Source organism: Ruegeria sp. B32 (assembly GCF_025141855.1).
GTDB lineage: Bacteria > Pseudomonadota > Alphaproteobacteria > Rhodobacterales > Rhodobacteraceae > Ruegeria > Ruegeria arenilitoris.
In genome coordinates this window covers 1790369-1804188 of the sequence record NZ_CP081106.1, presented here as the reverse complement: position 1 = coordinate 1804188, position 13820 = coordinate 1790369, and the positions used below count along the sequence as shown (strand labels likewise).

The window sequence follows — 13820 nt, the reverse complement described above, 5'->3', positions numbered from 1 at the left end:
GGCCTAGTCCCCGGCCACGAACGTACACAGCTGCCAGTCACCGCTGTCCGACTTCACGAAGGCCGCGCGATAGCCGACCATCGACCACAGGAAATCGGAATAGATATAGCCGCGCGTTCCGTCGGTCAGGATGACGCCCTGATACTCGGCCTCTTCCAGATAGTCCGGCACGATCACCACTTCATGGCTGATCAGGTCCAGAATGGGCGCGCCACGGTTGGGGGCCTGGCGCAGGGTGACATCCTGACCGGTCACGAAATAGGCGGCGAACGGGTTCAGCTTCGCTGGCAGGGTGATGCGCCACTGATACGGCATCCAGAATTCGCCATCCTCGTCGAAATAGCCGGGCTGGGCCAGCGTGGTCTCAAGGTCGCGCCAGTAGTCGTCGCGGATGGTGTCGGCGTGGCGGCGGTCGGATTCGGGCAGGGTCTCGGGATCGACCGTCAGGTTGGCGCGGAACGTCTCGGGGCCGTCCGCGTCGCCGTGGCTGGTGTAGATCTCGGGGCAGGTGGCGGCCATGACGCCCTCAAGGTCGCGGGCGGCGACCTTGGCGCGCAGGTCCGCACGAAAGGCTTCAAGCGCCAGGTCCTGGCTGGCCTCGTCTACAGGCGCAAAGGTCTGGCGGTCGGCCCATGCAGGCCCGCAGAACAGCGCGATCAGCGCAGCGTTCAACAGTTTCATTCAGCGGCTCTCATCGCGGCCTGGGCGCAGAAGCACGAGGCGCCGACGCTGTGGTCGGCCCGCGCCAGGGCCAGGTCAAGTCGTTGTCGGATCAGCTGCAATTCCTCTACCGCGCCACGCGCCTTGAGGCAATCGTGCAAGCCCTTGAGGCTCCAGACATTGTCGGGATGGATCGAGGCGCGGCTGAGGGTACCGCCCAGACCCAGATCCTCGCGATAGACGGCTTCGGCCTCGGCCACGTGGCCCTGCTCGAACAGCAGCGCCCCCAGCGCGTGGCGGGTGGGCTGCATCCAGCCCCAGGGCTCGTCATAGGGCAGGTTGTCGTCCAAATCGACCGAGCGGCGCAGATGGGCGAAGGCCGTGTCGAAATTGCCTTTGCGGTACTCGATCTCGCCCCGCAGCATCTCGCGCGCGATCTCCAGCAGGTCAATCACGCGGTTGTTGTGCAGCAGGCGGGTTTCGGGCACGCGGTCCTTGGCGGCGAGGAACAGCAGTTCCTCGGCCTCGGCCTCGGCCACGTCGCCGGTGGCGGCATGGGCGATGGCGCGGGCGTAATGCGTGGTGGCCGTCACCGTCAGATACAGGTCGGGATCGGGGGGCAGGGGCAGGGCCTTGGCTTCCTCCCACCGGCCGAAACGGATCAGAATATGTGGCTCCATGGCCATGTAGCTTTCAAAATAGTCCGCCATCGGCGGGCTTTCGATGCGCAGCATTTCCTCGGGCGTGGTGTCCCACAGGCCCTTGTTGGCACGCAGGGCGGGCTCCATCTGACCGAGGAACAACGCGCCATAGATGACAAAATGGTAATTGTGCTGGCGATAGCCGGTATAGATGTTGAACGCGCCTTCGCGCTGGTAATATTTCAGATCAGCGATGACGGCCTGTTCGTTCCAGTGGACGACGTTCTGGTAGTGGCCGCACAGCACGTCGATATGGGTGGGCATGTGCACCAGATGCCCGGCATCCGGCACCAACGTGCGCAGCACGTCACCGGCCTTCAGCGCCTTTTCCGGCGTGGGCGACATCTCCATCAGATGCACATAGAGGTGCAGCAGACCCGGATGCGACATCGCCGCCGGATCGTTGGCCATGGCCCATTCCAGCGCCTCCTGCGCTTCAAGCGTCGCGGCACCCTCGGCAGGCTGGCCTGTCCTGAGGTCCCACATCTGCCACGGGGTCAGGTTCAACAGCGACTCGACATAGATGGTGCGCAGGTCCAGATGGTCGGGTCGGGCCGCGAAGGCGGCGCGCATGGCGTCGGCGAAGTCGTGGTCCCAGCGGTGCATGTCGGGCGCCGGATCACGCTGGGGATAGCGGGCGGGCAGAGCGCGGATCAGTTCGCGTTCGACCGGTGTGCAGCGATCCAGCAGGGCCAGTGCACATTGGGTTGCGTCATAGGCGCAGTTCAGGGCCTTGGCCTTGCCGCGGTCGTCCAGCAGATCCCAGGGCAGGTTGTAGTTGGGCCCGGCGGCATAGGCCACGCCCCAATGGGCCATGGCGCAGTCGGGGTCATGCTCCAGCGCGCGCTGGAAACACACGACCGCCTCTTCATGGTTGTAGCCGTAGGTCCAGACAAGGCCCCGGTTGAACCAAAGCTGCGCCTGATCCGAGGACGTGGTGACGGGGCAGCCATGCGTGCCCAGATCGTAATAGTCGCTCATGCCGAACTCTCCCTGACTGCGGCGAGCCTAGCGCAGTTCGGGTGCGCTGCACAGGTCAGGCGGGGACGCGGTCTTCGATCCGGCCCATGTGGACCATCAGCCCGAAGGCCAGCACGCACATGATCAGAATGCCGATGCTCAGCGGCCCCAGTGTACCGTCGAACAGCAGCCCCACCGGTGCGGCGATCGCGGCGGCCAGCACGGTCGAGATCGACCCGATGACCGAGGCCGCCATGCCGGCGATATGGCCCATCGGCTCCATCGCGATGGCATTCAGGTTGCCCATGGTGACGCCGGCCATGAAAAAGACCGTGGTCTGCCAGAACACGAACAGCGCAAACGAGGCCTGCGACGACAGGTTCGACATGTTCAGGGCAATCACCAACGAGGTGATCAGGATCTGTCCGGCCAGCGCCCAAGTCACCATCCGGCGCATACCGACGCGCACCACGACGGCCGCGTTGAGCAGGCTGGCCGAGCCGGACATCAGCGCCACGAACCCGAACCAGAAGGGGAAGCTGTCGGCGCGGTCGTGGATCACGTCATAGACCGGCTGCACCATGGTCAGCATGGTGAACAACATGCCCATGCACAGGGTCTGGACAAAGATCGACAGGCGCACGGTGGGATGGGCGAACATCTCTTTCACCGCATCGACCATCAGCGGCAGGCGGAACGGGCGGCGGTTTTCCGGCGCGAGCGATTCCGGCAGTCGGAACCCCATCCAGACAATGATGACCAACGCAAACAGGATGAACGACATGAACACGCCGCGCCAACCGGCGAAGGCGATCACGGCGGCACCGGCCATGGGCGCGATGGCGGGCACCAGAGTGAAGATCATCATCGCGATGGACACGATCCGCGCCATTTCCCGGCCCGAGAACAGATCGCGGATGATGGCCATGGCCACGACACGCGGGCCTGCGGCCCCCAGCCCCTGAACCACCCGGGCGGCCAGAACCAGCTCCAGCGACGAACTGGCCCAGGCCACGGCCGATGCCAGAATATAGACTGCTGCTCCGGCGAAGATCACCGGCCTGCGTCCGACCGCATCCGAGATCGGGCCGGTGAAGAACGTGCCGATCCCCATTCCCAGAACAAAGCTGGTCAGGATCAACTGCGCCCGGTTCACGTCATCAGGGCTGAGCTGCGCGCCGATCTCGGGCAGGGCAGGCAGCATTGAATCAATCGAAAATGCGATGGTGGCAAACATCATCGCGATCAGCGCGATGAATTCGGCCTTGGAAATACGGTCAGCCATGCGGGGACTCCTTGCCCCAACGCGCTAACACGACAGGGCAAGGTGGACTAGGTGCAATCGCGCACAGAACTCTGTGCTATTCTGCAGAGGAAGGCTCAAGCTGAGACATGATTTCGCCGATCACTTGCGCCCACAATTCCGGTGGTTGCGCCCCAGGGACCGCGTGCTGGTTGGCGACGATGAAGGTGGGGACCGAGTTCACGCCCATTTCACGCGAGTGCGTATCCCGCTGGCGAATGTCGTCCCGGTCGGCGTCGGATTTCAGCAGCTTCAGAACAACTGCGGCGTCCATGCCCACGCTGTCGGCGATGTCGGCCAAAACCTCGTGGTCGCCGATGTCGCGGCCCTGCACGAAATACGCAGTGAACAGCGCATCCACCACCTGGTTCTGCTTGCCCTCGATCCCTGCCCAATGGATCAGGCGATGGGCGTCCAGCGTGTTCGGGGTGCGTTTCATGGCCTCGAAATCGATGTTCAGGCCGGCCTTTTCGGCATGCTCCACCACCGGCGCATAGGCGCGAACCGCACCCTCCTTGCCACCGAATTTGCGTTCCAGGTATTCGCGCCGGTCCATGCCGCCTTCGGGCATGTCGGGGTTCAGCTGGAACGGATGCCATTCGATCACGAAGGGATGGTCCGGGGCCGAGGCCAGGGCCTTGTCCAGGTTGGTCTTGCCGATATAGCACCACGGGCAGATCGGGTCGGACAGGATATCAAGCTTAACGGTCTGGGTCATTCTTCGGGTGCCTTGAAATAGGCCGGCAATGCGCGGCGCAGGAGTTTTCCGTTGCCCCCGGTGGGCAGTTCGGGAAGATGGATGAAGGCGCGGGGTTGCTTGTAGCGCGCCAGGTTGGCCTCGACATAAGCGCGCAGGGCGGTTTCGTCCAGTTTTTCCGGCCCGGAATAGAAGGCGGCGATCACGAAAGTGTCCGGTTTGACCTCGACCGCCGCCGCGCCGACCTGAGAGATTCCGGGAAAGCGCGACAGGACGGATTCGACCTCGACCGGGGACACCCGGTATCCGCCTGCGTTCATCATGTCGTCGTCTCGCCCCAGATAGGTGATCTGCCCATCCACGGCCATCGCGCCCTGATCGCCGGTCAGGAACCAGTCGCCCTGCATGCGCGCGCGGGCCTCGTCCGGGGCGTTGAGATAGGTCAGCATCAGCCCCGGGTCCGAGCGGTGAATGGCGATGGTGCCTTCCTGCCCCTGCGGAACCGGCCCGTCGGGCCCCAGGATCGCCACGCGGCGCCCCGGTTGCGGCCGTCCCAGCGCATCGCCGCGCGCGGGGTGGGACGGGCTGGATGAGATGAAGGTCGAGCATTCCGACATGCCGTAGGCCTCGTACAGCTCGGTCCCGGTGGCCTGTACCCAGCGTTCGTGCAGGGCGCGCGACAGTTTCTCGCCGGCGCTCAGGCCGTGGCGCAGATCGGGCAGAGGCAGCGTGTCCGCCGCGTTCAGCATCTTTCGGTACACACCGGGGGCGGCCGCAAAGATCGAGGCGCGGTGGCGGCGCAGCAACCCGGGCAGGGCGGCCGGGTCGGTTCCGGGTTCGGGGATCAGCGCTGTGGCGCCGATGGTCCACGGGTCCATCAGGCCGGTGCCCAGCGTGTAGGTCCAGTTGAACGCGCCCGCGTGGCACAGGCGGTCAGCCTCGCGCAGGCCGTACCAGCCATCGACCATCATCTGCCGTGCCCAGATCGCGCGATGCGCATGGGCCACGGCGCGCGGTTTGCCCGAGGTGCCCGAGGTATAGACGACATAGGCCATGCGTTCCGGATCGCCCATGTCGAACGACGCGGGCGGCAGGTCGCGCATGGCGGCAAGCTCGGCCAGGCCGATCTGGTTGGGGTGTGCGGCGCAGGTCACGGACGGATCGCGCAGAATGGCGGCTGGAGACAGTTCCCGGATCATCCGTTCCGTTTCCGGCTCGGTCAGTTGCGAGGATGTCGGAACCGGGATCAGCCCGACCGCGATCGCCCCCAGATAGGCGATGGGAAAATCGACCGTATTGCCCAGGCGCATCAGCACGATGTCGCCGGGCACCAGGCCCGCACGCAGCAGCCCGGTTCCGGTGCCCAGGACCGCGGATTTCAGCTGTGCATAGGTCCAGTCGTCCGAACCGTCAGGGTGCAGCACGGACAGAGCCACCTTGTCGGGCGTGGCATCGGCGCGGCGCAGCACATGGGCGGCCAGGTTGAACGGCGTAGGGCAGGGCGGCGGCGGCCCCTGATCGAAGATCGACAACATGCGCCTTGGCTATTGCCCTTTGTCACGCGTTGCAAGCGCGCGGCGCTGGCCCTATAGAATGACGCATGACGAGCAAAGACCACAAATCCATCGTACGCATCGCCCGCGACAACGGTTCCCGCACCGAGCTGGAACCGGTGGATCTGGGTGCCCGCGTGCGTGAACTGCGCAAGGCGCGGAAATGGACCCTCGAGCAGGCGGCGAACCAGGCCGGGTTGGCCCGGTCCACGCTCAGCAAGATCGAGAATGGCCAAATGTCGCCGACCTATGACGCGCTCAAGAAGCTGGCGATCGGTCTCGAAATCTCTGTACCGCAGTTGTTCACCCCGCCCGAGCGGGATCAAGTGATCGGTCGCATGGCGGTGACCAAGATGGGCGAAGGCACCGCGCACGCCACAACGACCTACGAGCACGAGTTGCTGGCCGAAACGCTGACCAAGAAGCAGATGCTGCCCTATCGGGCCCGCGTGCGCGCCCGGTCAATGGACGAGTTCGACGGCTGGGTGCGTCACGATGGCGAAGAATTCCTGTATGTGCTGACCGGCGTGATCCGCCTGTACACCGAGTTTTATGAACCGGTTGAGATGCGTCGGGGCGACAGCGCCTATTACGACGGCAGCATGGGGCACAACGTGATCTCGGTAAGCGATGAGGATGCAACCATCCTGTGGGTCACGTCGCTGGCCTAACGCCGGGCAAGCTCGCGGTTCAGGCCTTCGGTGTAAAGGAAATCCTCGACCTCTTCATGGGCCTCGTTCACCGTCAGGTGGTGCCGCTCGGCCAGATAGGCCTCAAAGCGTTTCCTGTCCGTCCTCACGCGCGCCATATCCTGATCGCGCAGGTTCGGAAAACGGCGCTTGGCACGTGCGTAGGACGCGCTCCAGTCTTGTGTCAAATCAGTCCAGTTCAACATCTGCGAGCCTTCCGTGGTTCGGGTTTCAGGACTGCTCTTCCCCAGACCAGCGTACGGAGCGCGCAGCCCGTGCGAAGACATGACAAAATGTCGCAGGTCGGGGTGCTGGAAAATCAAAGCGGTTTTTCACGCCGTGCTCGGCCCGTTTTCCCACTCACTGTCGGTTTTGGCGATCGTTCAAATGCTCGCACTCTGGACTGCGCCGAATACAGGGCTTTGTTCTATCTAAGAAATCTGTTTTCGGTGCAGGTGTCCGTTGCGTCGATCCTCACTTGGATTGCGAGATATCGTGGTAACAAGCGTTCCACCCGCAAAAAGTAGTCAAATGCTCTAGAAATAGCGGCCAGCGGATTTGTTCGATCGCCTTTTGGTGTTTGGTCACATGTGCCGAAAATTGCCGACGCTCGCGCGGCGTCCGATCCGCGCCAAGCGCATCACTTGAAATGGGCCGGGGCTCAAGCCCCTGCCGGTTGCCTGCTACTCCTCGTACCACCAGACATCGGGCATGAACTGCGGTCCGTCGCCGTAGATTGGCAAGATCTGAGGATGCTTCATTTCCTTCACATGGGCAATGCGGCCAACGTCAAAGCTCCAGATCGGAATGACATACCGCCCGGCGGTCAGAACCCTGTCCAACGCGCGGGTGGCGGCCACGAAATCCTCACGGCTTTCCGAGGCCAGCATCGCATCGATCAGCCCATCCACCGCCGGAGAGGTGACCCCCATCAGGTTGCGTGTCCCCGAGGCATCCGCGCCTTCGCTGCCCCAGTAGAGGCGTTGTTCGTTGCCCGGCGACAGCGACAGTGCGCGGCGGAACGGGGTCATGTCGAAATCCAGCTCGGACACCCGCTGGGTGTATTGTGCGTCATCCACCTTGTCGACGGTCAGCTCGATCCCCAGTCGTTCCAGCGCGCGGGCATACATCTCGGCGATCGCATCCACGTTCTGAACCACATTCAAGCTTCCCTGACTGATGACCAGGGTTATCTTGAGCGGCTCTCCCGCTGCGTTCTTCAGCACGCCGTCCTGGATTGTCCATCCGGCTTGCTCCAGCAGATCAGCGGCCTTGCGGATGTCCTTTCGGTTGCGAACCGAGTCGTCGCCCTCGGGCAGAACATATCCTTCCAGAGTTCCCGGCGGCAAATCAGCCGCGTAGGGTTGCAACATCTCAGCCACCCGGCCGGTTGCCGGGCCAGGCTGCATCGCCAGTTCAGACCCCGAGAAATACGAGGTGATCCGAGGCTGAGCACCGCCAGTGATCGTGCCGTTGATGAATTCAAAATTGAACGCAAGCGTCAGCGCCTCGCGCACGCGCCAATCGTCAAAAGGCGCTTTGCGCGTGTTCATGACCAAACCTGTCATGCCCGAGGGCTTTTTATGTGGGATCTCGGTTTTGATGACGTCGCCGCGCTGAACTGCCGGGAAATCGTATTGCGTGGCCCATTTGTCGGCGTTGAACTCGCGGACGGCCGACAGAGCGCCAGCCTTGAAGGCCTCGAACAGAACCGTCTGGTCGCCGTAGAACTCCAACCGCATCTCGTCGAAATTCATGGTACCCCGGCGGAACGGGACATCGTTGCCCCAATAATCCGGATTGCGTTTGAGGTTCACGAAACGTCCGGCCTCGTAGTCATCGATGACATAGGGGCCGGTGCCAATCGGGACATCTTGCAGGGATGCCTCGGCGAAATCCTTGCCCTCCCATTGGGCTTTCTTGAGGATCGGCCGCAGCCCTGCGATCAGGGCCAGCTCGCGGTCTGGCTCGTTGAAGATGATCCGGACCGAGCGTGGTCCGGTCTGCTGAATACTGTCGATCTTGGCCCACAGACCGCGATAGCGCAGATGCCCCTGCGTTCCGAGGGTCTCGTAAGACCAGATCACATCGTCAACCGTGACCGGCGATCCGTCAGAGAATCGGGCAGTCTCACGCAGGGTGAATTCGACCCAGGATCGGTCCGGCGCGGTGTCGATTGATTCGGCCAAAAGCCCGTAAAGAGTGAAAGGTTCGTCCCACGAACGGCCCATCAACCCCTCGTGGGTCCAAAATCTCAGCTGCCAAGGGGCGGTGCCTTTTTGCACAAACGGGTTGAGACTGTTATAGCCGCCGGTATTGCCGAACACGACATTGCCGCCCTTGGGCGCGTCGGGGTTGGCATAAGGCAGCGACACAAAATCCGGTGGTAGGGCCGGGTCTCCATACATAGCTATGCCATGGGTCGATTCTGCTTGCGCTAACGTGGCGACAACCGAGGCAGCGATTCCCGCGATAAACGGGCGGATGGGACGGAGAATATCGGGGCTCATTTTGGAAACAATCCTGCTCTGGCCTTATTTTGTTGGGATTCACCGTACCGATGATTTTTCTTATTATCAAACTTTTAGCTTGGATGACGGCGCGGAATTGCTTATAAAGGTTCCACTGCTCGATAGGTTTCTTGCCTGTATGAAACCTGCCTCAATAACTTAACGCCCGCTTCGTGCGGGCGTTTTTTTCTGCCTTGAGGCCCGAGTTTCCCGCCCCGAAATCGACGGGTTCCGACCCAGGGTCATTCCCCGTTTATTTTGCAGGTGCAGCATGGCACTGTGTCTCCAAATCATGAGTCTGTGGGAGACCCAAAATGAACCTGTCGGGAAAAACAGCAATCATCACCGGATCGAACTCGGGCATCGGGTTGGGCATCGCGCGCGAATTGGCCAAGGCGGGGGCCGACGTGGTTCTGAACTCGTTCACCGACCGCGATGAAGATCACGCGCTGGCGGCCGAGATCAGCAAGGAGACCGGAACCAAGGCGCGCTACATCAAGGCCGACATGTCCAAGGGTGAGGAATGCCGGGCGCTGATCGAACAGGCCGGAGCCTGCGATATCATGGTCAACAATGCAGGCATTCAGCACGTCGCCCCGATCGACCAGTTCCCGGTCGAGAAATGGGACGCGATCATCGCCATCAACATGAACTCGGCCTTTCACACGATGGCGGCGGCGCTTCCGATGATGCGCAAGGCCGGGTGGGGGCGGATCGTCAACATTGCCTCGGCGCATGGGCTGACTGCATCACCCTACAAGGCGGCTTATGTGGCGGCCAAGCACGGGGTTGTCGGCATGACCAAGACCGTTGCGCTGGAAACCGCGCAGGAGCCGATCACCTGCAACGCCATCTGTCCGGGCTATGTGCTGACGCCGCTGGTCGAGGCGCAGATCCCCGACACGATGAAGGAATACAACATGAGCCGCGAGGACGTGATCAAGAACGTCATGCTCGAACGGCAGCCCTCGAAAGAGTTCGCGACCGTCGAACAGCTGGGTGGAACCACCGTGTTCCTGTGCTCGGACGCCGCGGCCCAGATCACCGGCACCACGATCTCGGTCGACGGCGGCTGGACCGCCTTGTGATCCGCGGCGCGCGCCGGGGCCGGCGGACATGGTAAAGCGCATCAATCTTGCCCTGCAGGGCGGCGGCGCGCATGGCGCATTTACCTGGGGCGTGCTGGACCGTCTGCTGGACGACGAAGACATTGAGGTTGCGGCGATCACCGGAACCTCGGCCGGGGCGCTGAACGGGGCCGCGTTCAAGGCCGGGATGGTCCATGCCGGTCGCGATGGCGCGCGTGAAACCCTGAACGCCCTGTGGGAGAGGATGGGCGCGGTGGGCGACATGCGCATCGCCAACTGGCTGGCCGGGATGGAACCCGCCCAGATCGCGCAGGCGATGGAGTATTCCTTACCGTTCTCGGTGGCTGATACCTGGTCGCGTATGGTGTCGCCCTATGCCTATGGGCCGTTCTACCGCAATCCGCTGGCCCCGGTGGTCGAGGCGTTTGATTTTGGCGAGGTCTGCGCCGATCAGGGGCCACGCCTGTTCGTCTGCGCCACCTGTGTGCGCAGCGGCAAGATCCGTGTTTTCACGGGCGATGAGGTGACGACTGACGCGATTCTCGCCTCGGCCTGCCTGCCGAACCTGTTCCAGGCGGTTGAAATCCACGACCCCGAAACCGACCGGACCGAAGCCTATTGGGATGGCGGCTATACCGGCAACCCGGCGCTGTTTCCGCTGTTCAACGCGGGCCTGCCCGAAGATGTTGTGATCGTGAACATCAACCCGCTGGAGCGCGACGAGGTTCCCAAGACCCCGCAGCAGATTCAGAACCGGATCAACGAGATCAGCTTCAATTCTTCCCTTCTGCGCGAGCTGCGGGCGATCAACTTCGTGCAGCGCCTGTTGGCCAAGGGCAAGCTGAAGGCGGGTGAAATGAGCCGGGTCTTCGTGCACATGATCGCCGATGACGCGCTGATGAACAGCCTGTCGGTGGCGACCAAGACAGTGCCCAACCCGGTGGTTCTGCACAGCCTGAAACAGGCGGGACGGGCCGCGGCCGACCGGTTTCTGGCCGATCACAAACCCGATCTGGGTGCGCGAAGCTCCGTTGATCTGCCCGCGATGTTCGGCTGATCACTCGGGCGGCTGCGTGGGGTCTTTCTGGTTCGGATAGACCAGCCCGGCCGAGATCACCAGTTTGGCGGCATCCTCGATCGTCATGTCCAGCAGGATCACGTCTTCCTCGGGGAAGAACAGCAGAAAACCCGAGGTTGGGTTCGGCGTGGTTGGGATGAACACGCTCAGCAGGCCGCCGCCGGTTTCGGCGCGTTTGTTGATCTCGCCCTTTGCCTCGGTCGAGACGAAGCCGATGGCCCAGATGCCCCGGCGAGGATACTGGACCAGGCAGGCCTTCTCGAACGACCGCTCGGTCTGGGCAAAGACGGTTTCCGAGATCTGCTTGATCCCGGAATAGATCGACCGGACGACGGGCATCCGGTTGACCAGGCTTTCGGCAAAATGGATCAGTGACCGGCCTAGGATACCTTTGGCGATCCAGCCGACCAGAACCGTGAAGATCAGGAAGAACAGGACGCCCACGCCGCGCAGGTTGATGCCCACATATTGTTCGGGCCGGAACTGGTGCGGGATCAGGGGCAGGACCGCGCTGTCGATCCAGCCGACTACCGACAGGATCAGCCACAGCGTCAGCCAGACCGGTGCGATGACGACGATACCCGTCAGAAACGACGCGCGTAGCCGCGACAGCAGGCCGGGGCGGCGGTGGGGTTCTTCATCAAACGGTGTGTTCATCGCGGTTCCGAGCGGTTTGCCGGACTAGTTAATCAGTCCGGCGCCTTGGTACAATAGGTCCGTTTGACGCTTAGTCAGCCTGAGCCTTCAATGCCTTGGCTATGCCAGCCGCAAGGCGCGCATTGTTGCGCACCAGGGCGATGTTGGCGATCAGGGATCGGCCCTCGGTCCGCTCGTAGATGCGTTGCAGAAGATAGGGCGTGACGGCCTTGCCGGTGATGCGATGCGCTTCGGCGTCCTGCTGGGCCGAGGCGATGATCGGGTCCAGTTCCTGGGACGGGATCTGATCGGCCAGCGGGATCGGGTTGGCGACCAGTTGCCCCCCGGGCAGACCCAGAGCGCGGCGCGTCGCATGGGCCTTGGCGATCTGCTCGGCCGTGTCCATCCGCAAGGGCGCGGCAAAAGGCGACTTGGCCGACCAGAAGGCCGGGAATTCATCCTGCCCATGGGCGATGACCGGCACGCCCAGTGTCTCAAGCACTTCGAGCGTTTTGGCCAGATCGAGGATGGCCTTGGCCCCGGCGGCCACGACCGTGACCGGGGTCTGCGCCAGCTCGTGCAGGTCGGCCGAGATGTCAAAGCTGGTTTCCGCGCCGCGATGCACCCCGCCGATGCCGCCGGTGGCAAAGACCTCGATCCCCGCGAAATGGGCGGCGATCATCGTGGCGGCAACGGTGGTGGCCCCGGTCCCGCCCGAAGCGATGCAGGCCGCCATATCCGCGCGCGAGATCTTGGCCACGCCCTGCGCCTGTCCCAGATCCTTCAGCTGATCGGGTTCCAGACCTACATGCAGCCGACCGTCGATCACCGCGATCGTGGCCGGAACGGCGCCCGCATCGCGGATGTCCTGCTCGACCTGGGCCGCCACCTCGATGTTCTGCGGGTAGGGCATGCCGTGGGTGATGATGGTGCTTTCCAGGGCAACGATGGGGGTTCCGTCGTCCTTGGCCGCGCGCACTTCGGCGGAATACTGGATGTCGATCACAGGGGGGTCTCTCCGGATACATAGGTTGCGGCGGCATGCAGAGCGCGGGTCAGCGCCTCGTCGATGCTGGCGCCATTGGCTTCGGCGGCGATATGGGCCGCCATGAACGTGTCGCCCGCCCCGGTCACGCGCGTGACCAGAACCGACGGGGGTTTCTGGGTGATCACCGCCTGGGCACTGGCCACGGTGGCCGAGTTGCCCCCGTCGGTCACCAGCGCACGCAACGCGCCCCGGTCCAGCAGCGCTCGGGCAGCGGATTCGGAGTCGGCGAACTCGCGCTGGCACAACAGCCCGGCTTCTTCGAGGTTCACATACAGCGTGGCCCGGCCGTGCTTGAGGAAGGGCGACAGCCGTTCGGCCTTGCCGGGCGAGGCCGGGGCCACGCGCAGGTCGGCGCGGGCGAAGGCCGGGCTGACGGCGATTTCTTCCAGAAGGTCCAGCGTCAGGTTGCCGTCCAGCGCGATCTGCCCTTCGAACGGGGTGTTTTCATAGCCCAGCGGGCCATGGATCAACGGGCGCAGGATCTTGGCACCGGCGGCCTCCAGCGAATGGGCGTCGGCGATGGCGGCGATCAGGCCGTTTGCGCCTTCGACCGCCATGTACCGGTCGGTGGGCAGGTCCTGCGAGCGATAGATATGGGTCGTGTCCATGCCCAGCCGCTTGCAGGCGTGAACCAGCTCGTCGCCCTCGGGGTCGCTGCCGATGGCGGTCAGCAGGGTTGGGGTCATGCCAAAGCGCACAAGGGTCATGGCGATGTTCATCGCCACGCCACCGGGCAGGCGCGTGATGCGGCCGGGCACGTCCGACCCTTGCCGCATGTGGCTGGCGGATCGTCCGATCACGTCCCACAGGACGGATCCGATGCACAGGATGTCGCTGTTCTGAGTCATTTCCTCGTCATGCCGCAGGCGCAGGGCGCGCGCAAGCCGGAAGCTGCGC

General features: G+C 63.4%; 13 protein-coding genes. 3 read left to right on the top strand and 10 right to left on the bottom strand.

All coding sequences use genetic code 11. The features are described 5' to 3' along the window. Positions 1-3 precede the first annotated feature (3 nt). From K3752_RS09150 to K3752_RS09130, 5 genes are all read right to left on the bottom strand, one after another. Positions 4-681 carry an SH3 domain-containing protein gene (locus K3752_RS09150; protein WP_260063062.1) on the bottom strand — a complete coding sequence of 226 codons (678 nt, stop codon included), beginning with the start codon at positions 679-681 and terminating at the stop codon, positions 4-6. Next, positions 678-2342, bottom strand: a complete 1665-nt coding sequence (locus K3752_RS09145; RefSeq protein ID WP_260063060.1) for a tetratricopeptide repeat protein — start codon at positions 2340-2342, stop codon at positions 678-680. The genes K3752_RS09150 and K3752_RS09145 overlap by 4 nt, the downstream gene beginning before the upstream one ends. Positions 2343-2397: 55 nt before the next feature. Continuing rightward, positions 2398-3606: a multidrug effflux MFS transporter gene (locus tag K3752_RS09140; RefSeq protein WP_260063059.1), complete on the bottom strand. Its 1209-nt coding sequence runs from the start codon at positions 3604-3606 to the stop codon at positions 2398-2400. Positions 3607-3682: 76 nt separating this feature from the next. Beyond that, entirely contained in the window at positions 3683-4342 is a 660-nt protein-coding gene (locus tag K3752_RS09135) for a DsbA family oxidoreductase (protein ID WP_170455442.1), read from the bottom strand. Then, positions 4339-5856, bottom strand: coding sequence for a class I adenylate-forming enzyme family protein (locus K3752_RS09130; RefSeq protein ID WP_260063058.1), 1518 nt, complete (start codon positions 5854-5856; stop codon positions 4339-4341). Before K3752_RS09130 ends, K3752_RS09135 begins: the two co-directional genes overlap by 4 nt. Before the next feature lie 65 nt (positions 5857-5921). Here K3752_RS09130 and K3752_RS09125 point away from each other — a divergent pair, with 65 nt between their 5' ends. Continuing rightward, complete coding sequence (locus K3752_RS09125; protein ID WP_093962221.1) at positions 5922-6545, top strand: helix-turn-helix domain-containing protein; 624 nt, start codon at positions 5922-5924, stop codon at positions 6543-6545. Here K3752_RS09125 and K3752_RS09120 read toward each other — a convergent pair. Both K3752_RS09120 and K3752_RS09115 read right to left on the bottom strand, forming a co-directional pair. Beyond that, positions 6542-6769 carry a hypothetical protein gene (locus tag K3752_RS09120; RefSeq protein ID WP_093962974.1) on the bottom strand — a complete coding sequence of 76 codons (228 nt, stop codon included), beginning with the start codon at positions 6767-6769 and terminating at the stop codon, positions 6542-6544. The genes K3752_RS09125 and K3752_RS09120 overlap by 4 nt on opposite strands. A 477-nt stretch (positions 6770-7246) precedes the next feature. After that, positions 7247-9073 carry an extracellular solute-binding protein gene (locus K3752_RS09115; RefSeq protein WP_409233597.1) on the bottom strand — a complete coding sequence of 609 codons (1827 nt, stop codon included), beginning with the start codon at positions 9071-9073 and terminating at the stop codon, positions 7247-7249. A gap of 314 nt (positions 9074-9387) precedes the next feature. Between K3752_RS09115 and K3752_RS09110 the strand changes: the two genes are divergently transcribed. Together K3752_RS09110 and K3752_RS09105 are read left to right on the top strand one after the other, a co-directional pair. Then, on the top strand, positions 9388-10161 hold the full coding sequence (locus tag K3752_RS09110) for a 3-hydroxybutyrate dehydrogenase (RefSeq protein ID WP_260063054.1): 774 nt from the start codon (positions 9388-9390) through the stop codon (positions 10159-10161). A 28-nt stretch (positions 10162-10189) separates the two neighbouring features. After that, entirely contained in the window at positions 10190-11218 is a 1029-nt protein-coding gene (locus K3752_RS09105) for a patatin-like phospholipase family protein (protein WP_260063053.1), read from the top strand. On the opposite strand, the gene K3752_RS09100 is transcribed toward K3752_RS09105, so the two are convergent. The 3 genes from K3752_RS09100 to K3752_RS09090 form a co-directional block, all read right to left on the bottom strand. Then, positions 11219-11896, bottom strand: a complete 678-nt coding sequence (locus K3752_RS09100; RefSeq protein ID WP_149774457.1) for a DUF502 domain-containing protein — start codon at positions 11894-11896, stop codon at positions 11219-11221. 70 nt (positions 11897-11966) lie between these two features. Next, complete coding sequence (locus tag K3752_RS09095; RefSeq protein WP_260063052.1) at positions 11967-12881, bottom strand: pseudouridine-5'-phosphate glycosidase; 915 nt, start codon at positions 12879-12881, stop codon at positions 11967-11969. Beyond that, positions 12878-13771, bottom strand: a complete 894-nt coding sequence (locus K3752_RS09090) for a PfkB family carbohydrate kinase (protein WP_260063051.1) — start codon at positions 13769-13771, stop codon at positions 12878-12880. Before K3752_RS09090 ends, K3752_RS09095 begins: the two co-directional genes overlap by 4 nt. Between the last annotated feature and the right edge of the window lie 49 nt (positions 13772-13820).

Excerpts from the sequence above, each read along its gene's own strand:
- K3752_RS09110 (WP_260063054.1), top strand. The coding sequence starts at position 9,388 with ATGAACCTGTCGGGAAAAACAGCAATCATCACCGGATCGAACTCGGGC.
- K3752_RS09145 (WP_260063060.1), bottom strand. The coding sequence starts at position 2,342 with ATGAGCGACTATTACGATCTGGGCACGCATGGCTGCCCCGTCACCACG.
- K3752_RS09120 (WP_093962974.1), bottom strand. The coding sequence starts at position 6,769 with ATGTTGAACTGGACTGATTTGACACAAGACTGGAGCGCGTCCTACGCA.
- K3752_RS09125 (WP_093962221.1), top strand. The coding sequence starts at position 5,922 with ATGACGAGCAAAGACCACAAATCCATCGTACGCATCGCCCGCGACAAC.
- K3752_RS09150 (WP_260063062.1), bottom strand. The coding sequence starts at position 681 with ATGAAACTGTTGAACGCTGCGCTGATCGCGCTGTTCTGCGGGCCTGCA.
- K3752_RS09100 (WP_149774457.1), bottom strand. The coding sequence starts at position 11,896 with ATGAACACACCGTTTGATGAAGAACCCCACCGCCGCCCCGGCCTGCTG.
- K3752_RS09105 (WP_260063053.1), top strand. The coding sequence starts at position 10,190 with ATGGTAAAGCGCATCAATCTTGCCCTGCAGGGCGGCGGCGCGCATGGC.
- K3752_RS09090 (WP_260063051.1), bottom strand. The coding sequence starts at position 13,771 with ATGACTCAGAACAGCGACATCCTGTGCATCGGATCCGTCCTGTGGGAC.
- K3752_RS09140 (WP_260063059.1), bottom strand. The coding sequence starts at position 3,606 with ATGGCTGACCGTATTTCCAAGGCCGAATTCATCGCGCTGATCGCGATG.
- K3752_RS09135 (WP_170455442.1), bottom strand. The coding sequence starts at position 4,342 with ATGACCCAGACCGTTAAGCTTGATATCCTGTCCGACCCGATCTGCCCG.
- K3752_RS09130 (WP_260063058.1), bottom strand. The coding sequence starts at position 5,856 with ATGTTGTCGATCTTCGATCAGGGGCCGCCGCCGCCCTGCCCTACGCCG.
- K3752_RS09115 (WP_409233597.1), bottom strand. The coding sequence starts at position 9,073 with ATGAGCCCCGATATTCTCCGTCCCATCCGCCCGTTTATCGCGGGAATC.